This window comes from Bradyrhizobium sp. USDA 3256 (assembly GCF_054058275.1).
Window position 1 is genome coordinate 7,772,583 of sequence record NZ_JBSSAE010000002.1, and the last position, 23,928, is coordinate 7,796,510.

The 23,928-nt window shown below is 64.6% G+C and carries 23 protein-coding genes, 1 tRNA gene and 2 pseudogenes; 11 read left to right on the forward strand and 15 right to left on the reverse strand.

Features of this window, described 5'->3' with window-relative positions; genetic code table 11:
- Positions 1–12 precede the first annotated feature (12 nt).
- Positions 13–816, reverse strand: a complete 804-nt coding sequence (locus tag ACVWY5_RS38610; RefSeq protein ID WP_028337938.1) for an SDR family oxidoreductase — start codon at positions 814–816, stop codon at positions 13–15.
- A 366-nt stretch (positions 817–1,182) separates the two neighbouring features.
- Between ACVWY5_RS38610 and ACVWY5_RS38615 the strand changes: the two genes are divergently transcribed.
- Positions 1,183–1,788 carry a TetR/AcrR family transcriptional regulator gene (locus tag ACVWY5_RS38615; protein ID WP_026192040.1) on the forward strand — a complete coding sequence of 202 codons (606 nt, stop codon included), beginning with the start codon at positions 1,183–1,185 and terminating at the stop codon, positions 1,786–1,788.
- A 226-nt stretch (positions 1,789–2,014) separates the two neighbouring features.
- Here the strand turns inward: ACVWY5_RS38615 and ptsN are convergent, their stop codons facing one another.
- The 9 genes from ptsN to ACVWY5_RS38660 all read right to left on the reverse strand — a co-directional run bounded on the left by ptsN (position 2,015) and on the right by ACVWY5_RS38660 (position 11,348).
- On the reverse strand, positions 2,015–2,476 hold the full coding sequence (gene ptsN, locus ACVWY5_RS38620) for a PTS IIA-like nitrogen regulatory protein PtsN (protein ID WP_016843543.1): 462 nt from the start codon (positions 2,474–2,476) through the stop codon (positions 2,015–2,017).
- A gap of 231 nt (positions 2,477–2,707) precedes the next feature.
- The gene (gene hpf, locus ACVWY5_RS38625; RefSeq protein ID WP_028337939.1) at positions 2,708–3,307 is read right to left on the reverse strand and encodes a ribosome hibernation-promoting factor, HPF/YfiA family; all 600 of its coding nucleotides are present in this window, start codon (positions 3,305–3,307) and stop codon (positions 2,708–2,710) included.
- Positions 3,308–3,492: 185 nt separating this feature from the next.
- Positions 3,493–5,148, reverse strand: coding sequence for an RNA polymerase factor sigma-54 (gene rpoN / locus ACVWY5_RS38630; protein WP_028337940.1), 1,656 nt, complete (start codon positions 5,146–5,148; stop codon positions 3,493–3,495).
- Positions 5,149–5,353: 205 nt separating this feature from the next.
- Complete coding sequence (gene lptB, locus ACVWY5_RS38635) at positions 5,354–6,340, reverse strand: LPS export ABC transporter ATP-binding protein (RefSeq protein WP_028337941.1); 987 nt, start codon at positions 6,338–6,340, stop codon at positions 5,354–5,356.
- 342 nt (positions 6,341–6,682) lie between these two features.
- The gene (locus tag ACVWY5_RS38640) at positions 6,683–7,414 is read right to left on the reverse strand and encodes an LptA/OstA family protein (protein WP_038378080.1); all 732 of its coding nucleotides are present in this window, start codon (positions 7,412–7,414) and stop codon (positions 6,683–6,685) included.
- Positions 7,411–8,136 (reverse strand): LPS export ABC transporter periplasmic protein LptC, encoded by a 726-nt coding sequence (lptC, locus tag ACVWY5_RS38645; protein ID WP_028337943.1) that lies wholly within the window; start codon positions 8,134–8,136, stop codon positions 7,411–7,413. The genes ACVWY5_RS38640 and lptC overlap by 4 nt, the downstream gene beginning before the upstream one ends.
- 154 nt (positions 8,137–8,290) lie before the next feature.
- Complete coding sequence (locus ACVWY5_RS38650) at positions 8,291–8,905, reverse strand: ribonuclease H-like domain-containing protein (RefSeq protein WP_028337944.1); 615 nt, start codon at positions 8,903–8,905, stop codon at positions 8,291–8,293.
- Positions 8,906–9,120: 215 nt separating this feature from the next.
- The gene (locus tag ACVWY5_RS38655) at positions 9,121–10,857 is read right to left on the reverse strand and encodes an autotransporter outer membrane beta-barrel domain-containing protein (protein ID WP_051376406.1); all 1,737 of its coding nucleotides are present in this window, start codon (positions 10,855–10,857) and stop codon (positions 9,121–9,123) included.
- Positions 10,800–11,348, reverse strand: coding sequence for a hypothetical protein (locus ACVWY5_RS38660; protein WP_456671756.1), 549 nt, complete (start codon positions 11,346–11,348; stop codon positions 10,800–10,802). The genes ACVWY5_RS38655 and ACVWY5_RS38660 overlap by 58 nt, the downstream gene beginning before the upstream one ends.
- A gap of 26 nt (positions 11,349–11,374) precedes the next feature.
- Between ACVWY5_RS38660 and ACVWY5_RS38665 the strand changes: the two genes are divergently transcribed.
- Together ACVWY5_RS38665 and ACVWY5_RS38670 are read left to right on the forward strand one after the other, a co-directional pair.
- Positions 11,375–11,992, forward strand: a complete 618-nt coding sequence (locus tag ACVWY5_RS38665; RefSeq protein ID WP_456671757.1) for a hypothetical protein — start codon at positions 11,375–11,377, stop codon at positions 11,990–11,992.
- Positions 11,993–12,349: 357 nt separating this feature from the next.
- Positions 12,350–13,616: pseudogene (locus ACVWY5_RS38670) on the forward strand (MFS transporter).
- Positions 13,617–13,700: 84 nt separating this feature from the next.
- On the opposite strand, the gene ACVWY5_RS38675 reads toward ACVWY5_RS38670, so the two are convergent.
- Positions 13,701–13,787, reverse strand: a tRNA-Leu gene (locus ACVWY5_RS38675).
- Positions 13,788–13,933: 146 nt separating this feature from the next.
- On the opposite strand from ACVWY5_RS38675, the gene ACVWY5_RS38680 reads away from it, so the two are divergent.
- Positions 13,934–14,902 carry a complex I NDUFA9 subunit family protein gene (locus tag ACVWY5_RS38680; RefSeq protein ID WP_028337947.1) on the forward strand — a complete coding sequence of 323 codons (969 nt, stop codon included), beginning with the start codon at positions 13,934–13,936 and terminating at the stop codon, positions 14,900–14,902.
- Between the two features lie 141 nt (positions 14,903–15,043).
- On the opposite strand, the pseudogene ACVWY5_RS38685 reads toward ACVWY5_RS38680, so the two are convergent.
- Positions 15,044–15,851 (reverse strand): annotated as a pseudogene (locus ACVWY5_RS38685) (undecaprenyl-diphosphate phosphatase).
- A 263-nt stretch (positions 15,852–16,114) separates the two neighbouring features.
- Between ACVWY5_RS38685 and ACVWY5_RS38690 the strand changes: the two are divergent.
- The 3 genes from ACVWY5_RS38690 to ACVWY5_RS38700 are packed head-to-tail and all read left to right on the forward strand — an operon-like array spanning position 16,115 to position 18,778.
- Positions 16,115–16,807, forward strand: a complete 693-nt coding sequence (locus ACVWY5_RS38690; RefSeq protein WP_016839974.1) for a glutathione S-transferase family protein — start codon at positions 16,115–16,117, stop codon at positions 16,805–16,807.
- Positions 16,756–17,946: a tRNA epoxyqueuosine(34) reductase QueG gene (gene queG, locus ACVWY5_RS38695; RefSeq protein WP_028337950.1), complete on the forward strand. Its 1,191-nt coding sequence runs from the start codon at positions 16,756–16,758 to the stop codon at positions 17,944–17,946. Before ACVWY5_RS38690 ends, queG begins: the two co-directional genes overlap by 52 nt.
- A gap of 34 nt (positions 17,947–17,980) precedes the next feature.
- On the forward strand, positions 17,981–18,778 hold the full coding sequence (locus tag ACVWY5_RS38700; RefSeq protein ID WP_028337951.1) for an acyl-CoA thioesterase domain-containing protein: 798 nt from the start codon (positions 17,981–17,983) through the stop codon (positions 18,776–18,778).
- A gap of 127 nt (positions 18,779–18,905) precedes the next feature.
- Here ACVWY5_RS38700 and ACVWY5_RS38705 read toward each other — a convergent pair whose 3' ends face one another.
- On the reverse strand, positions 18,906–19,373 hold the full coding sequence (locus ACVWY5_RS38705; protein WP_028337952.1) for a nuclear transport factor 2 family protein: 468 nt from the start codon (positions 19,371–19,373) through the stop codon (positions 18,906–18,908).
- A gap of 25 nt (positions 19,374–19,398) precedes the next feature.
- On the reverse strand, positions 19,399–20,193 hold the full coding sequence (locus tag ACVWY5_RS38710) for an alpha/beta hydrolase (protein WP_028337953.1): 795 nt from the start codon (positions 20,191–20,193) through the stop codon (positions 19,399–19,401).
- Positions 20,194–20,422: 229 nt separating this feature from the next.
- Between ACVWY5_RS38710 and infC the strand changes: the two genes are divergently transcribed.
- From infC to rplT, 3 genes are all read left to right on the forward strand, one after another.
- Positions 20,423–20,962, forward strand: a complete 540-nt coding sequence (infC, locus tag ACVWY5_RS38715) for a translation initiation factor IF-3 (RefSeq protein ID WP_028337954.1) — start codon at positions 20,423–20,425, stop codon at positions 20,960–20,962.
- 603 nt (positions 20,963–21,565) lie between these two features.
- Positions 21,566–21,766, forward strand: a complete 201-nt coding sequence (gene rpmI / locus ACVWY5_RS38720; RefSeq protein ID WP_008539890.1) for a 50S ribosomal protein L35 — start codon at positions 21,566–21,568, stop codon at positions 21,764–21,766.
- 74 nt (positions 21,767–21,840) lie between these two features.
- The gene (rplT, locus tag ACVWY5_RS38725) at positions 21,841–22,200 is read left to right on the forward strand and encodes a 50S ribosomal protein L20 (RefSeq protein WP_018269297.1); all 360 of its coding nucleotides are present in this window, start codon (positions 21,841–21,843) and stop codon (positions 22,198–22,200) included.
- A 15-nt stretch (positions 22,201–22,215) separates the two neighbouring features.
- On the opposite strand, the gene ACVWY5_RS38730 is transcribed toward rplT, so the two are convergent.
- Positions 22,216–22,626, reverse strand: coding sequence for a hypothetical protein (locus ACVWY5_RS38730; RefSeq protein WP_028335743.1), 411 nt, complete (start codon positions 22,624–22,626; stop codon positions 22,216–22,218).
- Positions 22,627–22,834: 208 nt separating this feature from the next.
- Between ACVWY5_RS38730 and pheS the strand changes: the two genes are divergently transcribed.
- Complete coding sequence (gene pheS, locus ACVWY5_RS38735) at positions 22,835–23,917, forward strand: phenylalanine--tRNA ligase subunit alpha (protein WP_028335744.1); 1,083 nt, start codon at positions 22,835–22,837, stop codon at positions 23,915–23,917.
- Positions 23,918–23,928 lie beyond the last annotated feature (11 nt).

A 23,928-nucleotide genomic window follows, 5' to 3' on the forward strand; every position in this document is an offset into this window, starting at 1 on the left:
TCGGCTTTGTTGCTACATGCCCATGCCGCCATCGACCGGCAGGCCGATGCCGGTGATGAAGCGCGCATCGTTCGAGCACAGGAACACGGCGGCGTCGGCGATATCGGAGACCTCGGCGAGCTTGCCGAGCGGCGTCTGCTCCACCACCGAACCGACGGCGGCGTTGACGTCGGGCGCGAGACCGATCTTCACGATGTCATTGGCAAGCTGCAGGCCCATGTCGGTCGGGATCAGGCCGGGATAGATGCAGTTGACGCGCACGCCATAGCCGAGCTTGCCGGCTTCCATCGCGCCGACGCGCGTCATACGGTCGACTGCGGACTTGGTGCCGGAATAGACCGCGATGCTCGGGAAGGCGATCGTCGCCGCGACCGAAGCGATGTTGACGACCGCGCCGCCCTTGCCCGCGGCGCCGCCCGGCCGCATCGCGCGGAAGGCGTGCTTCATGCCGAGCACGGTGCCGACGATGTTGACGTCGCACATGCGGCGCGCGTCCTCGGCCTTGATGTCGGCGACCAGCGAGGTGATCTCGATGCCGGCATTGTTGATCAGGATGTCGAAGCCGCCGAGGGTTTCGACCGTCGCGGCGGCGGCGCGCTCCCATTGCGCATCGTCGGTGACGTCGAGCCTGGCGAAGCCGGTCTTCACCCCCGACTTGACGATCTCGGCCGCACTGGCCTTGCCGGCGTCATCCAGAATGTCACCGATCATGACCGCGGCGCCGGATCGCGCCAATGCCTGCGCGATCGCCGCGCCAATGCCCCGGGCGCCGCCGGTGACCAGGGCTTTCCTGCCTTCAAGGCTCTTCCCACTCATGACGTAGTCCTCCCTTTGCTTGCCGATTGATGGTGGTGCTGACAGAGGCAGCGCGGGCCGGGGCCTGCGCATTTGGAGCGCAATGGTGATCGCGGCCGACGTCGGCAGGGCGCGGCGTTGGCGCGCCCCGGCGGTTGCATTTCCTCCTGGTTCGTCGATTGGTCAGCCGTCTTGACGGTTGTCCAAATTATTTCGCCAACCCTCGTCCAGGAACTTGACACTTGTCAAGTCTGAATTTGACAAGTGTCAAAGAGGATGATTGTGAAGAGATGGAGCGCGCCGCGGTCGTCGCGGTATAGTTGCTAGAGGGAAGAAGCAGAGGAAAGGCACGGAATGGCGCGGCAAGCGACAGGAGCGGCCCAACGCGTGGCCGTAGCGGCCGAGGCGCTGCGCGACGAGAAGTTCAACGCGCGGCGCGTCGAGCTCGCGGAGGCCGCGCTGGAGACGCTTGGCGAGCTCGGCTTCGCGCGCACCAGCCTGCGCGAGATCGCGCAGAACTCCGCATTCACGCACGGCGTGTTTCACTACTACTTCAGCGACAAGCTCGACCTGATCTGCTGCTGCGTCCGCCACTACAAGGCGAAATGCGTGACGCGCTATGACGAGGTGGTGACGACAGCACGCAGCCGCGACGAATTGACCGAAGGCTTCCTCGCCAAGCTCGCGGCCACGCTCGAGAACGAAGCGCGCATGCATCGGCTCTGGTACGATCTGCGCTCGCAGGCGATGTTCGAGCCCGCGTTCCGCAAGGACGTGCTCGAGATCGACAAGAGCCTGGAAGCGATGATCTGGCGCATCGCCACGCGCTACGCCGAGCTCGGCAACAAGCGGCCGGCATCGTCACCGGCTGCGCTGTACGCGCTGTTCGACGGCCTGTTCCAGAGCGCGCTGCTCCGGCATCTCGCCAATGACGAGAAGGCTATCCCCGATCTGCTCGACGAAGTCCGCCGTCTGCTGCCGACGATCTGCTGAGGGAATTGCGAAGTACGCAGCTTCGTAGCCCCGATGAAGCTTCGTAGCCCGGATGGAGCGCAGCGAAATCCGGGATTCTCGCCAGTTGCAAGATTTCCCCGGATTGCGCTTCGCTCCATCCGGGCTACGGAGATTGAAACGATCGCGCATTGACGTGCGCCACCGCGTGGCGCGCAGTCTATGTCTTGATAACAAGTTGGGCGAACGAATTCGCGAATGCGAACGTTTACGCCGCGCTCGCCGGCGGCAGCGCGAGCACCGAGTAGATCGCCTGGGCATCGCGTGAGGCACGCAGCTTCTTGGCGACGTCCTGGTCGCGCAGCAGGCGGGCGATCCGCGCCAGCGCCTTGAGGTGGTCGGCGCCGGCGCCTTCGGGTGCCAGCAGCAGGAAGATCAGATCGACCGGCTGGCCGTCCATCGCCTCGAAATCGATCGGGCGCTCGAGGCGGGCGAAGAAGCCGAACAGCTTCTCCAGCTTGGGCAGCTTGCCGTGCGGAATGGCGACGCCATAGCCGACCGCCGTGGTGCCGAGCTTCTCGCGCTGCAGCAGCACCTCGAAGATGGCGCGCTCATTCTGCCCGGTCAGAGCGGAGGCACGCGCGGCGAGTTCCTGCAGCGCCTGCTTCTTGCTGATGACTTTCAAAGCAGGGAGAATCGCCTCGGGTGCGACCAAATCGGTAATCGGCATTGGGACGTTCCGAGGTGAATGACCGTCAGGTTGCGAAATAGGCTTTACAGCGGCGGCGTCAAGAAGATGAGGTGGGATGCGGGCTTAGCCCGGGTCCAGTTGGCAGGGCTTCTACTCCAACGTATCGGCGGTGCCAACACCTGCGAACCCTGTTCCGCCCCCCTTGTTCCTGGAGGCGGCGGACCATAAGCAGGGCCGGCTTCGGACGTCAATGCCATCTGCCAACTATCCTCAGGGGCTCACCGCCGGCGGATCGACCCAGCCGACATTGCCGTCCGTACGGCGGTAAATGATGTTCAACCGGCCGCTGCCGCCATGCTGGAACACCAGGCAGGAGGCGCCGGTCAGATCGAGCTCCATCACAGCTTCGCTGACCGACAGCCGCTTCAGCGCGGTGGTTGCCTCGGCAATGATCACCGGGCTGTATTCGGTGACCTCGTCCTCGTTCTCGGGCGCCTCGATGACGTAGCTCGGCGCGTCGAGCCCGACGCCGTTCAATTCGGCAAGCGCGGCAGTCGCGGCATAGGTCTTGCGGGCGGAGCGATCCTTGAGCCTGCTCTTGTAGCGGCGCAGGCGCTTCTCGATCATCAAAAGCGCGGCGTCCGCGCTGGCATAGGCGTCGGTGGCGTTGGATTCGGCTTCCAGCGTGATGCCGGAATCCAGATGCAGCGCGCAATCGGTTCGGAAGCCGAAGCCATCCTTGCTCAGCGTGATGTGACCCGAATAGTTGCCATCAAAATACTTTCGCAGGACCTCGTCGGTGCGCTCGCTGACGCGCGCGCGAAGCGCCTCGCCGATGCTGATGCTCTTTCCCGAGATTCGAAGGGTCATTTGATGCCTCAATTGCTGGATGCCTCGATCACTCTTGCAGGAGCATGATGCTTGCTGGGCTTCCGGTTACCTCCCTTTCTGGACGACGCTCGGCCTGGAAAGATTGAGACTATCCCGATTTGGCGCGAACGCAACGAGCGCATGGCCCGGTCCGTACCCGAACGGGGTCACGCTCAAGAAGTAACCTAAACGGAGGCTGTATCGCGCGACCGGTCGGACGAGGAGGCAGGAGCCGAAAGGGCATTACCGAGCATGCTCTGTTTGTCACGGCGGCGCTGCACCGAGGATGGTATCCGCATCGCCTCGCGATACTTCGCGACGGTACGGCGGGCGATATCAATGCCCGAGGCGCGCAAACGTTCCACGATCGTGTCGTCGGACAGGATCGCCGACGGGGCCTCGCCGTCGATCAATTGCTTGATGTGATGACGCACCGCTTCGGCCGAATGCGCCTCGCCGCCGTCGGCCGACGCGATCGAGGCGGTGAAAAAATACTTCAATTCAAAACTGCCGCGATTGGTCGCCATGTATTTGTTGGCGGTGACGCGCGACACCGTCGATTCATGCATCTGGATCGCGTCCGCGACCGCCTTCAGATTGAGCGGCCGCAAATGCGCGACGCCATAAGTGAAGAAGCCATCCTGCTGGCGGACGATTTCGGTCGCGACCTTCAGGATGGTGCGGGCGCGCTGATCGAGCGCGCGGACCAGCCAGGTCGCATTCTGCAGGCAATCGGTGAAGTACGACTTGTCACCGTCCTTGCGGATCGTCTTCGACAGTTCAGCGTAATAAGTCTGATTGACCAGCACGCGCGGCAGAGTGTCGCTGTTGAGCTCGACATGCCAGCCGCCGTCGGGACCCGGACGTACATAGACGTCGGGCACCATGGTTTGCGTCCGCGCGGTGCCGAACTTCAGTCCGGGCTTCGGGTCGAGCCGGCGGATCTCGGCGATCATGTCGGTGATGTCTTCGTCGTCGACGCCGCAGAGCTTTCGCAAGGCCGCGATATCGCGCTTGGCGAGCAGGTCGAGATGCTCGACCAGCGCCTGCATCGCGGGATCGTAGCGATCGAGCTCACGCAGCTGGATCGCCAGGCATTCGCTCAGGTTTCGCGCGCACACGCCCGGCGGATCGAATTTCTGCAGTACGGCGACGACCTCGTCGACCGCTTGCTGCGACGCACCGAGCCGCTCGGCGGCCTGGCCGAGATCGGCCGGCAGGTAGCCAGCGTCGTCGACCAGGTCGATCAGATACTGCCCGATCATGCGCTGCGCCGGCGCCGAGAACGCCACCGCGAGTTGTTCGGCGAGGTGGTCGGCAAGCGTCAGCTCGGCGGCCACGAAAGCTTCGAGATTGTACTCGTCGTCGCTGGAGGCGCCGCCGCCCCATTCGGTGTAGACCGATGGCGGTGCATCCTGCGCGGCGCGCGCCGCCGCTTCCGCCGGCTCCTCGGAAAACACGTTGTCGAGGCGGGTATCGAGCGTCTGCTCGATCTCGGCGCGGCTGCCGAGGTCGCGGTTCAGCCATTCCTCCTGGCCAGGCTCGAAGCCGGCCTCGCCGCCCGGGCCTGCGGCCATGTCGGAGGCGTCGCCATCGTCCCCATAGCTGCCGGAACCGTCGGAATCGCCGTAGTCCGGCCGCTCCATGGCCGGCTCGCCCGCCACCGGCGGCTCCGGTCCGTCGGCGGCCCGCTCCAGCAGCGGATTGCGCTCCAGCTCTTCCTCGACAAAGGCCGACAGATCCAGGTTCGACAGTTGCAGCAGCTTGATCGCCTGCATCAGCTGCGGCGTCATCACCAGCGACTGCGACTGGCGGAACTCTAGTCTTTGGGTCAGCGCCATGGAGGCAAGAACGGTCCTGAAAGTTGGCTCGATTCTTGCTTATATTAGTCCGAAGCCCTTGTACACGGCTTGACGGATTGGAAAATAGCGATAAGCGCGATCAGCAAAAGTGGACGCCCAGGTTTTGCGTCCGATCGCGCGTCAAATTCTTTAATTAGCGCATGATCTTATCGCCAAACCGCTTCACACTTTGGCGGATCATGCGCTACAGGCGGAATTCCTCGCCAAGGTAAAGCCGACGTACATCGGGATCATTAACGATCTCCTCCGGGCTTCCCTCAGTCAAGATTTCACCGGCATAGACGATATAGGCGCGGTCGGTCAGGCCGAGCGTCTCGCGGACATTGTGGTCGGTGATGAGCACGCCGATGCCGCGGTTGGTGAGATGGCGGACGAGGTCCTGGATGTCGCCGACCGCGATCGGGTCGATGCCGGCGAACGGCTCGTCGAGCAGCATGTAATTGGGGCGCGTCGCCAGCGCGCGCGCAATCTCGACGCGGCGGCGCTCGCCGCCGGACAACGCGATCGACGGGCTCTTGCGCAGCCGCGTGATGTTGAACTCGTCGAGCAGCGAATCCAGCTCGTGCTCGCGCTTCTTCTTCGAGGGCTCGACCACCTCGAGCACCGCGCGGATGTTCTGCTCGACCGACAGGCCGCGGAAGATCGAGGCTTCCTGCGGCAGATAGCCGATGCCAAGGCGCGCGCGCTGATACATCGGCAGCTTGGTGACGTCGTGGCCATCGAGCTCGATCGCGCCGCGATCGGCCTTGATCAGCCCGGTGATCATGTAGAACACGGTGGTCTTGCCGGCGCCGTTGGGCCCGAGCAGGCCTACCGCTTCGCCACGGCGCACATAGATGCTGACGCCGCGCACGACCTGGCGGCTGCCGAAGCTCTTTTCCACGCTATGCACAGCCAGATAACCCGGCCGTTTGATCAGCTGCGGCGCGGCAGGCGCGCTGTTCCTGGCCGGCCTCGCACGCGCCGGCGCGGGCGCTGCTGCCGGTTGGGATCGCGGCAGCTCGACGCCGGGAGCCGACGCGGCGCGCGCCATCGGCGGCGCATCACGCACCTGCGACGTCAGCATCTCGCCGAACTGGTCCCCGAGCGCCGTGATGTCGTCATGCGAGCGCGCAAATCCGGTACTGCGTTTCGCAGAGCGCCGCCGGAACATGCCGAGAAAATCCACCATCCCCGCTTCGCTTCAGCCTTTCACGGTGATCCCGCGACCTCGCCTGCGCATCGATCGATTCGCGTGCGAAGCCGCAAGCATGAGCCGGAAATCTGAATACCGGCCTTCCCGCGCGACAAAAGCGGACGCGTTTGCGCGGAGATCATGCTCGAACAACACGGCAAAGCGCGATCACCCGCGCCTTGAATGAATGGATGCCCCTGTCCCGGCCGACATAATTCCCCTCGAGGCGCATTGTTCGGCCGGGCCGCTGCAGTAGATACAGTCTCGCCCCGCCGGCTTCAACCACGCGGCCGCAGAATATTATCTAACTGATTGATTCTGCTTGACCTTACGTGAGGCTTACTTGGACTTGCCGCCCGGAAGCAGCTGCAGCGGCGATGGGGCCGGGGCTGAGCCGGGGGCGGCCGGCGTGCCGCACTTGCCGCTCTGTCCGCCCGGCGACTGGATGAACAGGCCCTGCACCTTGCCATTGTCGGCTTCGACGCGCGAGACGCCGGTGGTCATGTCGACCAAAAGGCGGTCGCCGCGCAGCACATTCTGGCACTGGGTCAGCACCACCTGGCTGCCGCCGCCGCCAAGCATCGTGATCAAATTGGTCTTGGTGTCGAAGATCGCGGTCTCGCCGGTGACGACCTGATCCTTCTGGGTCACGACGACGTTACCCTTCGCCTCCAGCCGCTTGATCGAGGAGGCGCCGCCGGGGCCCGGGGTTGCCGTCTGCATCGGCGCGGCGCCCTTGGCGGCTGCCCCCTTGGTGCCGGCCGGGGCAGGCGCCGGCGCCTGGGTCGATTTATCCTCATAGAACACGACCAGCGTCTTCGACGTCATGGTGGTGTCGCCCTGCACGACCTTCACATTGCCGGCGAAGGTCGCCTCCTTTTTCTTGTCGCGCATTTCGAGCGAAGCAGCCTCGATCTGGATCGGCTGGTCGCGGTTCTGCGAGAAGCCCTGCATGGCGTTGGGCACGCCGCTCATCGAGCCCTGCGCGAACGCAGCGCTCGCGGCGAAAAGCGCGAGCAGGAACGCCGCAATTGCCATGCCGTGCGGAAAACGTCTCATCATCAAAATCATTTCGTGTTGGCGGATTTGCGCGGCTTCGGCGGCGGCGGCGGTGGAGCGGGCTCGGCCGGCGGGGCAGCATTGTTGTCGCCGAGCTTGTCGAGATTCATCACGACATTGCCTTCGAACCGAACCAGCTCGCCGCTGTTGTAGATCCGGAGCCTGTCGGCGGTCAGGGTGCCGTCGAGCAGCTTGACGTCGACATGCTCGTCCGACGACACATTGCCCTTGTTGATGTCGACGAAGGCCTGCGTCAGCCTGGCCTCATAGCCGGTGGACGACTGCAGGAAGATGTCCTGGCGCAAGTCGAGCAGCTGCTTCTTGTTGTCGAAGAAGCCGGTGCGCGCATCCATCGTCACCGTCGACTGATCCTGCTGCGCCACCTTGGCGCGGATTGTCTTCAGCTCGACATGGTCAGGATCGGTGACGTCCTGGATTGCGGCCTTGGCCCACATTTCATAGGGTCGTCCGTCGTTGGAGAAGCCTGCGATATGCGGCGCTTCCATCGTGATCTTGGTGCCGGACACGACGAGGTTATCCATCTCGAGCGGCAGCTTGGGAATCAGGTCGTGGAACGGATTGAACAGCGCGATGTAGATGATCACTGCCATCGCCAGCCCGACCATCGCGGGAACCGCTACGCGCAGGACCCGCACCATGCGGCTGTGCCGCGCGGCGGCAGCAAAGCGCGCCTCGAGGCCCGTGACATAGGCTGGATTCTGAACCGAATTCACCTGAGCTCCAGAGGCGCGAAACTGCCCCTATTCTAGCCGGAGCCGCCCAAATATGCAGCCCGGACCTCACCTCGCGCCCCTGCACCGGACCACGCGTGAACAGTTTGGCCGAAACGGGGCGGAACTGCCCCGGCCGCGACGAATTCGGCGCTCATCATGAATGGGCGAAAATGTCCTCGGCCTCCCAGCCGTCGAGATCGAGCCTGGCGCGGGCGGGAAGGAAGTCGAAGCAGGCCTGGGCGAGATCGGTCCGTCCCTCGCGCGCGAGCATGACATTCAGCTTGTCGCGCAGCGCATGCAGGTGCAGCACGTCGGAGGCCGCGTAGGTGAGCTGAGCCTCGCTGAGGCTTTGCGCGCCCCAGTCGCTCGACTGCTGCTGCTTCGACAATTCGACGTTCAGCACCTCGCGCACCAGATCCTTCAGGCCGTGGCGATCGGTGTAGGTGCGCGACAGGCGCGAGGCGATCTTGGTGCAATAGACCGGCGTCGGCATCACGCCGAACGTGTTGTAGAGCACCGCGACGTCGAACCGTGCGAAATGGAAGATCTTGGTGATCTTGGGATTGGCGAGCAGCGCCTTCAGGTTCGGCGAATCGGTGTGGCCCTTCGGAATCTGGATCACGTCGGCGGTGCCGTCGCCGTTCGACATCTGCACCACGCAGAGCCGGTCGCGGTGCGGATGCAATCCCATGGTCTCGGTGTCGATCGCAACGGAGTCGGTGTAGCGGGACAGATCGGGCAGGTCGCCGCGATGCAGGCGGATGGTCATGCTGTCAAAAACCTCGTCGAATCGCTCTCGGGACAGGCTATCGTCCAATTCCCCGACAGGCGAGCGTGCCTCAAGCTTCGGGTTGCGTGCCGGCATCAGGCCCGAAACGGGCCGAACGCCGCCGCTTGTTCCGCTGGCACGGATAGCTCAGGGTGTAGCGCTATTGTGCTGCGGAGACAATGGCTTGGGTGGCCCACCGCCCCACACCTGCGCCATTATTGCCAGCTGACGCGAAGGCCGAGCCGGCCGGTGACGTCCTCGCGATGGGTGCTGTCCACCGAGGCTGTGTAGCCCATGCTCGCATAGGCGCTGACCGCGTGATTGAGCTGCGCGGCGAAGCCGGCCCCGATCTCGACCGCGGTGCCGCGGCTCTGCACACCGATCAAATCGGTCGCAGCGAAGGCGATGCTGCGGTCGTTCGCGGCCGTGTGCCAGAGATTGGCCTCGAGGTAGGGACGCAGTTCGGAGGTGCCGGCGATGAAGGTCGCAGGGACGCGCACGCCCAGCCGGCCGGTCAGCGTATCGGCGCTGCCGGGCGCGACGCTGGAGAAGATATCGTTGAAGCTGTCGAACGACTGGCGTTGCCAGATCAGTTGCGCCTGCGGCTCGATCGCGAGGAAGCGGTTCAACGGGATCGGCACGCCGGCTTCCAGCGATGCCGCGACGCCGGTGCCCGACAAGCGCGCGCCGACCTGGCGATCCGACTGCGGACTTGCGCCGTAGAAGCTGCCCATCAGCACGGCGTCGACATACCAGCCCGAGGGGCCGATATGGGTCCAGTAGCCGCCGATATTCTGACTGTCGATCGAGAGCGTGCCGGTGCGGACGTCGTTCCTGCCGAGCGCGAAGCCGTTGATGGTGCCGCTGGCCCAGCCATAGGCATAGAAGAAGCCGGCGCGATCATGATGTTCGGGCGCGGACTGGAAGCGCAGAATATCGACGCCGACCTGCACGCCGGCCATGGTGCCGTCGAAGGCGGGACTGACCGTGCCGGCCCAGCTCTGCGAGCTGTGCGAGCCATAGGCACGCGCCCACGCCGCCGGCTGTTCGCCGCTGCTGGTCAGCAACGCCTGATCGCCCTGGCGCTGGTGGAAGGTGCCGAGCGTTGCCAGCCCGAGCTTTTGCGCCACCTGCGGCAGCGCCGAATAGACCGCGACTTCCTCACGGTAGAGCTGGACCGGCGCGGCGCCTGCCGGCGGCGGCGTCAGCGACGACAGGTCCTCTGCGGGCAGCCCCGCGGGCGGCGGCACCACGCCAGGCGATGACGGCGGCGCCGGTGCGGGCGCAGCCGGGGGCGCGGGCGACGCCGTGCCGGGCAACAATGTCGAGCGCAGATACCAGTTGTCGGCGCTGCCGGCGGAGACGCCGCCGCGGAACAGCAGGTATTCGTGCGCGCCCGCCACGACCGCGTTGGAAAGGCCGAATGCGCCCGCAGCCGTGGTGCCGCCGTTGACGGCCTGCACCACCATGATGCCGTCGGCGGTGGTCAATGCGCCCGCGCCACCGGCATTGGTGACGGTCACCGCGGTCGAGCCCGACGCATTGCCACCGGAGATGACGAGGCGATCCGATGGCGAACCATCGCCGCCGAGCACGGTGCGCAGATAGAGCCCGCCGCCATTGCCGACGTAGTTGCCGGCAATGGTCAGGCTGTTCGCCGCGGTGGCGCCGCCATTGGTCAGGTTGATGACGCCGGCATTGGTGACGGTGATCGGCGGGCCGCCCGGAAACGGCGTGATCGACGGATTGGCGCCGTTGCCCGCCAGCAGGCTGGTGCCGGCCGCAATCGACACATTGCCGGTCAGCGACGTCTGCAGCGTCAGCGAGCCGCTGTTGACGAAGGTGTTGGCGAAGGTGCCGGTGCCGGCCCAGGTCCAGTCACTGCCCTCCATCGTCAGCGTCTGGAATCGCGCGAACGCAGTGTTGGCCGTGCCGCTGCCTTGCAGCCGCACCTGATTGTATTGTTGCCGCCGCCGCCATCGGCAAGGCCGACGATCTGCGAGCCGGTTTGCAGGATCATCGTCACCGCGCCGCCGCCGCCCGCGAGCGCCGTGCCGCTGTTGCCGGCGATCAGGCCGGCATTGACGATGGTGGTGGTGCCGTTGAGCGTGCGGATCGCGGGCCCGGCCTGGCTGATGATCTTGCCGCCGGCGAGATTCTCGATGCGGGCGGTGAACGACGATCCGGCGGTGTTGGAGAACACGCCGTCGGCATTGACGCCGCGCGCCTCGATCGTGCCGCTGTTGCGCAGCACGCCCGCATTGCCTTGCATGAACACGGTGTTGTTGGCGGTGCCGCCCGCGTCCCCACCGGTCGTCAGCAGCGTGCCGGTATTGGTGATGCTCGCGAACTGGCCGGCGGAGAAGATCGCACGCGCGCCTGCGCCCGGCCGTGGTGATGGTGCCGCTATTGGTGAAGGTGTTGCTGTCGCCGGTTTGCACAAAAAGGCCGTGCGACTGCGGGCCCTGGGTGGTGATCGTCCCGGTATTGATCAGCGTGTTGTTGTTGTGCTGCGTGAGCCCGGTGATGGCAAGGCCGCGCGAGGTGCCGTTCTGCGTCGTGATCGCGCCGTTGTTGATCAGCGTGTTGCCGTTACTGCTGGCGGCGATCGCATTGCTGCCGGCGCCCGAGGTCGCGATCACACCCGACGCGCCGTTGGGGAAGACATTGCCGTCGCCGCTGCCGAAGATGCCGGTCCCGCCGCCGCTGACGGTCAACGTGCCGTTGTTGGTGGCGGCGCTGCTGGAGACAAGGCCGATCGCGGTCGCTCCGCCGCCCGGCGCGATGCCGGCGCCCTGCAGCACGTTCACGGTGACGTTCGAGCTGCCGGCAGCGGCCTGCACGCCGGCCGGCGAGGGATTCGGCGCTGCGATCGAGCAGGTGACCGTCTGCCCGCTTGCTGGCGCGAGGCTGTCGCAGGCGGCCAACGCCGACGAAGCGGACAACAGGCAACCGCCACTTAAAGCCGTGCACGACAGGATCGCCGCGAGCCGCGATGAAACCATGTCCATCTTCCAACGCCGGCGCGAATCCGAGCCCACGGCCTCGCGCCACCTGCTACCCCCGCCCCGCTCTCAGCTACGCTGATCCGCTCCGTTCAAGCTTGAAACGATTTGCAGCGACGGTGTTGCACGACTGCCACAGACGGAACCATGAGATGCATCAACATGATTCACATCCTCGACGTGTGTACGCTTCCAGGGTTGTGGAGTACAGCATTCACCCGTTGCAGCCCTCATTCGATACAACCGGAAACAATTGCCTTCGCGCGTCGGGCATCCGGCCGGTCCCTTTCCCCGCCAACCTCGACGTGGTTCGCACGACCAGCCATCGCCCGCGCACTTTCGATTTCGATGGAACTGTTGCCCCCGCGCCCCGTGAAATCGTCCCGCGCCCACCCTATCTGTTGCCGGCCCGAACCCGCCTTGCAATGAAACGAGCCTTATGTCCGACCAGACCATCGCCGCGCCAATCGACGACCAGCAGGAGCGCGGCTTTTCGCGCTACCAATCGTTCCTGATCGCGCTGCTTGCCTTCACGCAATTCACGCTGATCCTCGACTTCATCATCATGTCGCCGCTCGGCGCCATCCTGATGCCGTCGCTGAACATCACGGCCGGGCAATTCGGCGTCGCGGTCTCGGCCTACGCGTTCGCAGCCGGCATTTCCGGCGTCCTCGCCGCCGGCTTTGCCGATCGCTTCGACCGCAAGCGGCTGCTGCTGTTCTTCTATGTCGGCTTCATGCTCGGCACCGTGCTCTGCGCGCTGGCGCAGAATTTCCACGTGCTGCTGCTCGGCCGCATCGTCACGGGCGTTTTCGGCGGGGTGATCGGCTCCGTCGTGCTTGCCATCGTCACCGACCTGTTCCCGCTGCAACAGCGCGGCCGCCGCCATGGGGGTCCTGCAGACGGCATTCGCGGCGAGCCAGGTGCTCGGCGTCCCGGCCGGCCTGTTCCTGGCCAATCACTTCAACTGGCACATCTGCTTCGTGGCTATCGTCGGCCTGTCGATTGTCGCGATCGCGGCGATTGCAATCGCGATGCATCCGGTCGACGCCCATCTCAAACTGCAGCACGACAGCAATCCGTTCCGCCATCTGATCGCAACCGTGGGGCAGCCGCGCTACACGCTGGCCTTCCTGGTGACCACGCTGCTCGCGACCGGCGGCTTCATGCTGATGCCGTTCGGCAGCGCCTTCACCGTGCATAATCTCGGCATCGACATCGTTCACCTGCCGACGATCTATCTCGTCTCGGGCCTGTTCAGCATCATCATCGGGCCGCTGGTCGGCCGCGCCAGCGATGCGTTCGGCAAATATCCGACCTTCGCGTTCGGCTGTGTGGTGACCGTGATCATGGTGCTGATCTACACCAACCTCGGCCACGTCTCGCTGCTGACCGCGATCGTGGTCAATGTGCTGATGTTCATCGGCATCTTCTCGCGCATGATCCCGTCCCAGGCGCTGATGTCGGCGATTCCCGACGCCAGCCAGCGCGGATCATTCAGCGCGATCTCCGCGTCCGTGCAGCAGCTGTCGGGCGGGCTGGGATCGGTGGCTGCAGCCGCGATCGTCGCCGAGAATCCGGACGGCTCGCTGCTGCATTTCGACCGGATCGGCTATGTCGTCGTGGCGAGCTCGATGATTTCGATGATCGCGATGTACTTTGTGCAGAAGCCGATCGCGCGGCGTGCGGGACGGCGGATCGTCTAACGAGACTGCGTCCGCCTCGGCCGATTACGGCTACGCCGCACCGACCTTACGAATGCAAGCGATTTCAACCGCTTATAAAGGGGGTGGTGCCCAGGAAAGGACTCGAACCTTCACGGCCGTTAAGCCACTGGCACCTGAAGCCAGCGCGTCTACCAATTCCGCCACCTGGGCATGTGGAGCGGCTTAGTAAGGATCGGTTGCGCGCTTGTCAAATTCGCGATTGGAAATTCAAATACCCTGTACAGGATAAGGCCGATGGCGTATCGCCAGACGGTTAACCTACGTCAATCGCTCTCGAATCCCACAGGAATCACCCCATGGCATCGAACCTGGACACGCTGGTCACGGTCTTCGGCGGATCGGGTTTTCTGGGGCGGAACGTGGTCCGGGCACTCTGCAAGCGCGATTACCGCATCCGAGTCGCGGTGCGGCGGCCTGAACTGGCCGGCCATCTGCAGCCGCTCGGCCGGGTCGGGCAGATCCATGCCGTCCAGGCCAATGTGCGCTACCCGGCCTCGGTCGAGGCGGCGATGCGTGATTCGCATATCGCGATCAACCTGGTCGGCATCCTGGCCGAGGGCGGCGGGCAGAGCTTCGATGCCGTGCAGGTGAAGGGCGCCGAGACTATCGCCAAGGCGGCGGCCGCCGCCGGCGGGCGGATGGTCCATGTCTCGGCGATCGGGGCCGACGCGGACTCGCCCTCGAGCTATTTCCGCGCCAAGGCGGAGGGCGAGGCGGCGGTGCTGGCGGCCTTGCCGTCGGCCACCATCATGCGGCCGTCGCTGCTGTTCGGGCCCGAGGATCAGTTCACCAACCGCTTTGCGGCGCTGGCGCGGATCTCGCCGGTGCTGCCGCTGGTCGGCGGCGGGGTCAACACGGTGCAGCCGGCCTATGTCGGCGACGTCGCGAACGCCGTGGCCCATGCCGTGGACGGCAAGGCGAAGCAGGGCGCAGCTTACGAGCTCGGCGGGCCGGAAGTGCTGACCATGCGCGAGGTGATGCAGATCATCCTCAAGATCACCCAGCGCGATCGCATGCTGGCGCCGCTGCCGTTCGGCCTCGCCAAGTTGCAGTCGTACTTCCTGCAGTTCGCGCCGGGGCCGTTCACGCTGACGCCGGACCAGGTCGCGATGCTGCGTTCGGACAATGTGGTGTCCGACGCCGCCAAGGCCGCCGGCCTGACCTTCGCAGGCCTCGGCATCTCGCCGGATTCGATGGAAGCGATCGCCCCGCAATATCTCTGGCGCTTCCGCGCGACTGGGCAGTTCCAGAAGAAGAGCGCGTAGGCACTCTCCACCCGTCGTCCCGGCGAAGGCCGGGACCCATAGCCACCGATGTCCGAGGTGTGGAACGCTGGGGCCACGGCTATTCGCGACCGCAATAGCCGTGGTTATGGGTCCCTGCTTTCGCAGGGACGACAGAGTGCCTTACCTTCCCATCGCCAGCGCGATCAGGCCGAGCGTGCCGACGATCACGCGCCACCAGGCGAAGAAGGTGAAGCCGCGGCGGGTGACGAAGTTGAGGAAGGCCCGCACCACGATCATCGCCGTGATGAACGACACAACGAAGCCGACCGCGATCACGCTGAGATTGTCGGAGGTGAAGTCGGCCCGGTTCTTGTAGAAATCATAGGCGAACGCGCCGACCATGGTCGGGATCGCGAGGAAGAACGAGAACTCCGCCGCCGAGCGCTTGTCGGCGCCGAGCAGCATCGCCGCCACGATGCTGGCCCCCGAGCGCGACACGCCGGGGATCATCGCCAGGCACTGCGCGACGCCGATCCAGAAATACATCAGCAGCGGGAAGCGCGTCGCATCGTCCTCGTACACTTTGAGATCGAGCTGATCGACCCACAGCAGCACGGCGCCGCCGACGATCAGCGTGAAGCAGACCACCCACGGATTGAACAGGAACTCCTTGATGTATTTGCCGGCGATCAGGCCGATCACGACCGCGGGCAGGAACGCCACCAGCACGCCGATCACGAAGCGGCGGTCGTCGGGATTGGTGAACATGCCAAGCGCCACGCGCCACAATTTGACGAAATAGAGCGCGAGGATCGCAAGGATCGCGCCGAGCTGAATCAGGATCGCAAAGCTCTTCCAGAAATTGCCTTCGCCCAGATTGAAGAAGCGCTCCGCGAGCAGCAGGTGGCCTGTCGAGGAGACCGGCAGGAAGCTCCGTGACGCCCTCGACGATGCCGAGAATCACCGCCCGCAGCATATCCGTCATCATGTCGTGGCCTGCCCTGTGTGGAAAACGGGATTCTTCTCGCTTATTCGCACATTGGCCGCAATCGCAAAAAATCGTCAAACAATGGGTTACCCGACCGATTTGCTGAGCTATAGCGTTTTTGTGACCCGCACCATCTGCGGGGATGGCTACCGGTTTGCGTGCTGACGCGACATAGAGACGACCGGAACTGGTCTGGCCAAAGCACAGGTCCAGATCGCACAGGTTGATGATTTCTTAAGCGCCGCGAAACTACCAAGGGCTTCATGTATACGCTGTATCACCATCCGTTCTGTCCGCATTCGCGCTTCATTCGGCTCGTGCTCGGCGAGTATGGGCTCGATTTGCGCCTTGTGGAGGAACGGGTATGGGAACGGCGCGAGGCGTTCCTGGCGCTCAATCCGGCAGCCACCACGCCGGTGCTGATCGCCGAGGGCTTTCCGCCGATTCCGGGTGCACCTGTGATCGCCGAATATGTCGACGAGGCGCACGGCCTCGATGCCGGCGACCGGCGGCTGTTGCCGACGTCGACGGCCGAGCGTGTCGAGGTGCGCCGGCTGATGGCGTGGTTCAACGAGAAATTCTTCGAGGAAGCCTCCAACCCGCTGGTGACCGAGCGGATCTACAAGCGCTTCATGAGCGAGGACAATGGCGGCGGCCCGCCGGCGCCTGACATCATGCGCGCCGCCAAGGTCAATGTGCGCTATCATCTGAGCTATATCGGCTGGCTGGCGAAGACGCGGAACTATCTCGCCGGTGACCGCCTGACCTACGCGGACCTCGCCGCCGCAGCGCATCTCTCGGCGATCGACTATCTGGGCGACGTGCCATGGAGCGAGGACGACGCGGCAAAGTCGTGGTACGCGCGGGTGAAGTCCCGCCCGTCGTTCCGCCCGCTGCTCAGCGAATGGCTGGCGGGGGTGCCGGCGTCGCGCACCTATGTGGACCTCGACTTCTGAACCCGTCGGTCAGGCTCTCCCCTTCCGATCTCAAGGCAGCGCTTCAGCGCGAGGCGCATGCGCTCGGCTTCGATGCCATCGGCTTCACCGCGCCTGATGCGACCAGCGAGGCCGGAAAATATTTCCTCGAATTCCTCGGCTCCGGCGGCCATGGCGACATGGACTGGCTCGCGGCCAATCCGGAGCGGCGCGCCGATCCGCGCGTGCTGTGGGGAGGCGTGCGCTCGATCATCATGCTCGGCGTCAATTACGGGCCCGACGACGACCCGCTCGACATCCTTGCGCGCCGGTCGCATGGCGCGATCTCGGTCTATGCGCAGGGCGACGACTATCACGACGTGATCAAGAAGCGGCTGAAGGCCCTGGCGCGCTGGCTCGCCACCATCACCGGCGATGAGGTGAAGGTGTTCGTCGACACCGCCGCTGTCATGGAGAAGCCGCTCGCCCAGGCGGCCGGCATCGGCTGGCAGGGCAAGCACACCAACCTCGTGTCGCGCGACTTCGGCTCGTGGCTGTTTCTCGGCGCGATCTATTCCGCCGCCGAGCTGCCGCGCGATATTGGCGAAGTCGATCATTGCGGCAGCTGCCGCGCCTGCCAGGACATCTGTCCGACCGCGGCGTTCCCCGCGCCCTACAAGCTCGATGCGCGGCGCTGCATCTCGTATCTGACGATCGAGAACAAGGGTCCGATCCCGCACGAATTCCGCAAGAGCATCGGCAACCGCATCTATGGCTGCGACGATTGCCTCGCGGTATGTCCGTGGAACAAGTTCGCGCAAGCGGGGCGCGAGCAGAAGCTCGCCGCGCGCGATGCGTTGCGGACGCCCGCGCTCGCCGATCTGGCACGGCTCGACGATGCGGCGTTTCGCGCGCTGTTCACGAAATCGCCGGTCAAGCGCATCGGCCGCGACCGCTTCATCCGCAACGTGCTGATCGCGATCGGCAACTCCGGCGATGCAAGCCTTGCCGGCGAAGCGCGGCGTTTGCTCGACGATGCGAGCCCGCTGGTGCGCGGCGCCGCGGTGTGGGCGCTGTCGCAGCTGATCACGCGCGAAGCGTTCGCGGCGCTGGTATCGCGCGCCGGCGGCGAGCCCGACGTCACGGTGCAGCAGGAGTGGCGCGCCGCGGCGGCCTCTTGATTTCATCGCGCCATTCCCGTCATGGTCGCACGCCATGACAAACCAGCCCTTCTTCACCAGGCACGGCGACGGCTTCATGCCGACATCCGTTGCGAACGGACCGTGGAGTCCGGAATCCCTGCACGGCCGCGTCGTGATCGGCCTGCTCGCCTTCGTCATCGAGGAGCGCCACGGCTCCGACGAGTTCGTCCCGGCGCGGCTGACGGTCGACATGTTCCGGCTGCCCAACATCACGACGCCGATCGAGGTGACGACGAAGCTCGTGCGCGACGGCATGCGCATCAAGATGATCGAGGCCGAGTTTGTCTCCGGCGGCACCAGCATGGCGCGCGCCTCCTGCCAATTGTTGCGCCGGACGGAAAACGCTCCCGGCAATGTGTGGTCGCCGCCGAACTGGCAGGTGCCGGCACCGGCGGAGATTCCGAAGCCGACCGATCCGAGGCTCGGCATGAACGGCAAATGGGAGACGCGGCCGATCGTCGGCCATATGGGCTCGCTCGGCGAGCGCCGGCTCTGGATGAGCGAGGTGCGCGAGCTCGTCGACGGCGTGAGGATGACGCCGTTCGTCCATGTCGCGACCGGCGCGGATTTCGCCAGCCCCTTCGCCAATGCCGGCGACCAGGGGCTCGGCTACATCAACAGCGACGTCACGATCTATCTGCATCGCTTGCCGGTGACCAACTGGATCGGCTTCGAGGTCGTCAACCACCACGCCACCGACGGAATCGCGATCGGCGAATGCTGGCTCTATGACGAGCAGGGCCCGATCGGCACCTCCACGGTGGCGGCGCTCGCCCAGCGCAAGCCGATGACCAATCCGCCGCCGCCATGACTGTCATTCCGGGGCGATGCGCAGCATCGAACCCGGAATCCATCGGGCCGCAAAGACCAACGGAGAAATGGATTCCGGGTTCGCGCTTCGCGCGCCCCGGAATGACGACGGGGGATTGAGGCCTAAACTAAGCCAGATGCCGCTGCATCTCCGGCCGCGCCTTAAGCTCCGCGCCCTGCTTGCCGACGATCTTGGCGATGCGCTCCGGCGCGAAGTTCAAATCGACGAAGGCCGGCGCGGTGTTGGCGACCTCGTGGTACTCCCTGATCCTGCCGTCACGCAGCCGCATGATCGCGACGCCCTCGAACATCGCACGCGCCCCCTTGGCTTCCGGCAAGGTCGAGCGGTAGCTGAACGTGTAGCGCGCGTAGAGCGTCGTGCCATCGCTCACGGGATCATGCATCACCCAGCGGAAATCAGTCGCGGTCCGATAGAACCAGTCGTCGATCATTTCGGCGATTTTGCCGTGGCCCTTGAAGGCACCGTAAAACACGTCGTGATAGACGCCGTCGTCGGTGAAAAGGCTCGCAAAGGCCTTGCCGTTGCGCTGCTCGACCGCGTCGCAAAACGCGCGCAGCATTGTCGTGGTGTCCATTGGCGCTTCCCCCTCTACGGAGAGCTTAGCCGATCTCCGCCACCGCGGCGATGATCCGGGCGATGTCCTGCGGACGCGAGAGGCGATGGTCGCCGTCCTGGATCATGGTCAGCACGACGTCCTCGGCCGGCAGGCGGTGTACCAGCGCGAAGGCGTGCTTCCACGGCACGTCGGGATCCTGCGCGCCCTGCAGGATGCGCACCGGGCAGCCGACGTCGATCTTGCTTCCGAGCAGCAAATGATTGCGGCCCTCCTCGATCAGGTTGCGGGTGATCGGATAGGGCGTGCCGTCGCCATATTCAGACGGACGCAGCCACATGCCCCTGGTCTCGATCTCGGCGCGGACCTCCGGCGAGAAGGCCTTCCACATCAATTCCTCGGTGAAGTCGGGTGCCGGCGCGATCAGCACGAGGCCGGCGAGCTGTGCCTTCCCGTTCCCGCGCCGCATGATCTCACGCGCAAGCAGCAGCGCCATCCAGCCGCCCATCGAGGACCCGATCACGACCTGCGGCCCGCTGCAGAACTGCGAGAACACCGCCACGCTCTCCTCGAGCCAGCGGCCGATGGTGCCGTCGGCGAACTCGCCGCCGGATTCGCCATGGCCGGAATAGTCGAACCTGACGCAGCCGCGACCATGCTCGGCCGCCCATGCATCGAGCGCGAGCGCCTTGGTGCCGGACATGTCGGACTTGAAACCGCCGAGCCATATCAGTCCGGGGCTGCTGCCGGCACGGGCGCGCACCGCGATCCGGCGCGCCTGACTGCCCTCGCCGACCTCGATGAAGGCTGGTTCCTGTTCCGATGCGGCGGTTTGGCTCATGGTTCGGTCACTCGGGTGTCAGACATCTGCTTTTCAATTGTCGCGCGGCACCGGTCAACGGCTCCGAGTCCCGTCTTGCGGACCGGACGCGCCCGCTATATGTGCCGGGCGTGGCCAAAATGCCTCGCAATTGGCGGTTTTGCCGCTTAAAGAAGCGAGTTCGCTTGCCCGTTGCAGCATCTTGCTTCAAAATATCCGCCTTCCCTTTCACAACTTTGGAGAGTTACCCATTCGCCGTCCCAATAGAGCCCCGCCCACAGTCGCCAAAGAAGGGCCGCGCACCAATGACGAGATTCGCAACGCGCAGATCCAGCTGATCGATGCGGATGGTGTCAATCAGGGCACCGTCGAAACCATGGTGGCCATCAAGATGGCCATGGAAGCCGGCATGGATCTCGTCGAGATTTCGCCGAATACCAGCCCTCCCGTCTGCAAGATCATGGACTACGGGAAGTACAAGTATTCCGCGCAGAAGAAGGCTGCCGAAGCTCGCAAGAAGCAGAAGGTCGTCGAGATCAAGGAGATCAAGCTCCGCCCGATGATCGACGATCACGACTATGACGTGAAGATGCGCGCGATGCAGCGCTTCTTCGAGGAAGGCGACAAGGTCAAGATCACCTTGCGCTACCGCGGTCGTGAGATGGCGCACCAGGAGATCGGCACCAAGCTGTTGGACAAGGTGAAGGCCGACGTCGCCGAATTCGCCAAGGTCGAGCAGGACGCGAAGTTCGAGGGCCGCCAGGTCGTGATGGTGCTGGCGCCGCGCTAGTGTGCTGAATGCGAAGTTCGTGCGATTTCGCGGCAGCCACTTTCACGAACTTCGCATTCATAAAGCACACTAGAATCATAAGTTTGCTAGTGTTATCGAATCCGAAGCTCGCTCCGAAGGTGCGGCAAATGATGCGAACTTCGGATTCGGGACACTAGTTCGAATTTGTCGCTTTGTTGAAATGAAATGGCCCGTCAGGCGATCTGGCGGGCTGTTTCGTATTTTGGGCACCGCTCATGGCCCGGTGGTGCCAACCTCCCCTTGAAAAGGGGAGGTCGATTTGCTCGCCAGAGCAAAGCGGGTGGGGATCTACTCTCTCCACGAGCAGCGGCGCCGACGGCCGCCCCCCATCCCGGCCCCCCTTTCAGGGGGAAGGGGAAGACCGATCCGCCCGGATTCCCCGCCTGAAACGTTGCAAAACCGCCGATCCTCTGTCATAAGCCGGGCCTTCGCCGCCCGGCTGATCAAGGGCTGCCGTGGCGACGGTTCGTGCAGGTTCTTTCAATTCGGAAAAAACCCTAGCACTTTCAACGCTCTAACGAGCATTTTAGCCGGCCGGACGCCTCTCGGGGCGATTTTCGTGCTGTGCGACAGGAGAGCCAAATGCCCAAGTTGAAGACCAAGTCGGGCGCTAAAAAGCGCTTCAAGGTGACCGCCACTGGCAAAGTCATGCACGCCCAGCGCGGCAAGCGCCACGGCATGATCAAGCGGACGAAGAAGCAGATCCGTCAGCTTCGCGGCACCCGCGTGCTGTTCAAGACCGACGGCGACAACGTCAAGAAGTACTTCTTGCCGAACGCCTGATCGCACCGATCGCTTGAACCCTCGCCGCGACTGCGCGGCGCCCCGTCACCTCTTCCAGATCAAGGATTTCCGTCATGTCTCGCGTCAAACGCGGTGTGACCGCTCACGCCAAGCACAAGAAAGTCTACAAGGCCGCCAAGGGCTATTACGGCCGCCGCAAGAACACCATCCGCGTCGCCAAGCAGGCCGTCGAAAAGGCCGGCCAGTATGCCTTCCGCGACCGCAAGCGCAAGAAGCGCACCTTCCGCGCGCTCTGGATCCAGCGCATCAACGCCGCGGTCCGTCCGTTCGGCATGACCTACAGCGTGTTTATCAACGGCCTCTCCAAGTCGGGCGTCGTCGTCGACCGCAAGGTGCTGTCGGATCTCGCGATCCACGAGCCGGTTGCGTTCCAGGCGATCGCTGAAAAGGCCAAGGCCGCGCTGGCCGCCTGATCCTAGCGGGCGGCCCTAACGCGATTTGGGGCCCGCCTTCAGCGCCTTCTGCGAATAGCGCTGGGCGACGATCGCCCGGCAGAACGCCGTGAACGAGCGGTACATGGTGCCGCTTTCGTTGTCGTATTTGTGGTCGCAGCGCTTGAGCTGGCCGGCATAGGCCTTCTTCTGCGACGCTCCGAGGCTGGACAGGAAGTCCCCCTCGCACCTCTTCTCGACCACGGCGCCGAACTGGACGTCTCCGCTGGCGCCGTATTCGCACGCCTCGAAGATCTTCATCGCGCGGTTGCAGCTCGGCGCCTTCTGAAGCTCCGCGATGATGTCGTCCATCTGGGTCGATTTGGCAGGACATTCCTCGGTCGCGGCATGCGCCGTGGTGAGCATCAACAGCAGCGCCGGCATGGCCAGGCAAGATCGCAGCAACATCGCGTGGGCCTCCTTGAACTCCCCTTGGGTAGCCCGGCCTCCGCGCGGGGTTCAATGCTGCCGGCCATCGGCCCGAAATGACCGGCTTTTTGCTTGACGTTACCGCCTTCGGGCGGCGACAACCCAGCCGAATTTTGGCGCATGGTACCGGTTCGGGTAGCGGTTCTTCCCACCGGATCATGCTTCCGCTCAAGCGCAGGAATTGACCGTGTCCGACCTCGCAACGCTCGAACAATCCATCCTCGACCAGATCGCCTCAGCCGCTGACGAGGCCGCCCTCGAGACGGTGCGCGTCTCGGCGCTCGGCAAGAAGGGCTCGATCTCGGCCCTGCTCGCCACCCTCGGCAAGATGTCGCCGGAGGAGCGCAAGACCGAGGGCGCCAAGATCAACCTCGCCAAGGATGCGGTGACGCAGGCGCTCGCGGCCAGGCGCGACGTGCTGAAAGCGGCCGCGCTCGATGCGCGCCTCGCCGCCGAGACCATCGACGTCACGCTACCGCTGCGCGAGGCGCCGGCGGAGACCGGCCGCATCCATCCGCTGAGCCAGGTCTGGGACGAGCTCACCACGATCTTCGCCGACATGGGCTTTGCGGTCGCCGAAGGTCCCGACATCGAGACCGACGACTACAACTTCACCAAGCTGAACTTCCCCGAAGGCCATCCGGCGCGCGAGATGCACGACACCTTCTTCTTCAACCCGAAGGAGGACGGCTCGCGCATGCTGCTGCGGACCCACACCTCGCCGGTGCAGGTGCGCACCATGCTGACCCAGCAGCCGCCGATCCGCGTGATCTGCCCGGGCCGCACCTATCGCATCGATTCCGACGCGACGCACACGCCGCAATTCCATCAGGTCGAGGGCCTGGTGATCGACAAGGGCTCGCATCTCGGCCACCTCAAATGGATCCTGCACGAGTTCTGCAAGGCGTTCTTCGAGGTCGACCACATCAACATGCGGTTCCGGCCGTCGTTCTTCCCGTTCACCGAGCCGTCGCTCGAGGTCGACATCCAGTGCCGCCGCGACAAGGGCGAGATCCGCTTCGGCGAGGGCGAGGACTGGCTGGAGATTCTCGGCTGCGGCATGGTGCACCCCAACGTGCTGCGTGCCTGCGGCCTCGATCCCGACGTTTACCAGGGTTTTGCCTGGGGCATGGGCATCGACCGCATCGCGATGCTGAAATACGGCATCGCCGACCTGCGCCAATTGTTCGACAGCGACGTGCGCTGGCTCAGCCACTACGGCTTCAAGCCGCTCGACATCCCGTCGATCGCGGGCGGGCTGAGCACGTAACGTCTACGCGA

Coding starts and splice junctions, on each gene's coding strand:
- ACVWY5_RS38610 (WP_028337938.1), bottom strand. CDS start 816: ATGAGTGGGAAGAGCCTTGAAGGCAGGAAAGCCCTGGTCACCGGCGGC.
- ptsN (WP_016843543.1), bottom strand. CDS start 2,476: ATGCCGATTACCGATTTGGTCGCACCCGAGGCGATTCTCCCTGCTTTG.
- hpf (WP_028337939.1), bottom strand. CDS start 3,307: ATGACCCTTCGAATCTCGGGAAAGAGCATCAGCATCGGCGAGGCGCTT.
- rpoN (WP_028337940.1), bottom strand. CDS start 5,148: ATGGCGCTGACCCAAAGACTAGAGTTCCGCCAGTCGCAGTCGCTGGTG.
- lptB (WP_028337941.1), bottom strand. CDS start 6,340: ATGGTGGATTTTCTCGGCATGTTCCGGCGGCGCTCTGCGAAACGCAGT.
- ACVWY5_RS38640 (WP_038378080.1), bottom strand. CDS start 7,414: ATGATTTTGATGATGAGACGTTTTCCGCACGGCATGGCAATTGCGGCG.
- ACVWY5_RS38650 (WP_028337944.1), bottom strand. CDS start 8,905: ATGACCATCCGCCTGCATCGCGGCGACCTGCCCGATCTGTCCCGCTAC.
- ACVWY5_RS38680 (WP_028337947.1), top strand. CDS start 13,934: ATGGCATCGAACCTGGACACGCTGGTCACGGTCTTCGGCGGATCGGGT.
- ACVWY5_RS38690 (WP_016839974.1), top strand. CDS start 16,115: ATGTATACGCTGTATCACCATCCGTTCTGTCCGCATTCGCGCTTCATT.
- queG (WP_028337950.1), top strand. CDS start 16,756: ATGGCTGGCGGGGGTGCCGGCGTCGCGCACCTATGTGGACCTCGACTT.
- ACVWY5_RS38700 (WP_028337951.1), top strand. CDS start 17,981: ATGACAAACCAGCCCTTCTTCACCAGGCACGGCGACGGCTTCATGCCG.
- ACVWY5_RS38705 (WP_028337952.1), bottom strand. CDS start 19,373: ATGGACACCACGACAATGCTGCGCGCGTTTTGCGACGCGGTCGAGCAG.
- ACVWY5_RS38710 (WP_028337953.1), bottom strand. CDS start 20,193: ATGAGCCAAACCGCCGCATCGGAACAGGAACCAGCCTTCATCGAGGTC.
- rpmI (WP_008539890.1), top strand. CDS start 21,566: ATGCCCAAGTTGAAGACCAAGTCGGGCGCTAAAAAGCGCTTCAAGGTG.
- rplT (WP_018269297.1), top strand. CDS start 21,841: ATGTCTCGCGTCAAACGCGGTGTGACCGCTCACGCCAAGCACAAGAAA.
- ACVWY5_RS38730 (WP_028335743.1), bottom strand. CDS start 22,626: ATGTTGCTGCGATCTTGCCTGGCCATGCCGGCGCTGCTGTTGATGCTC.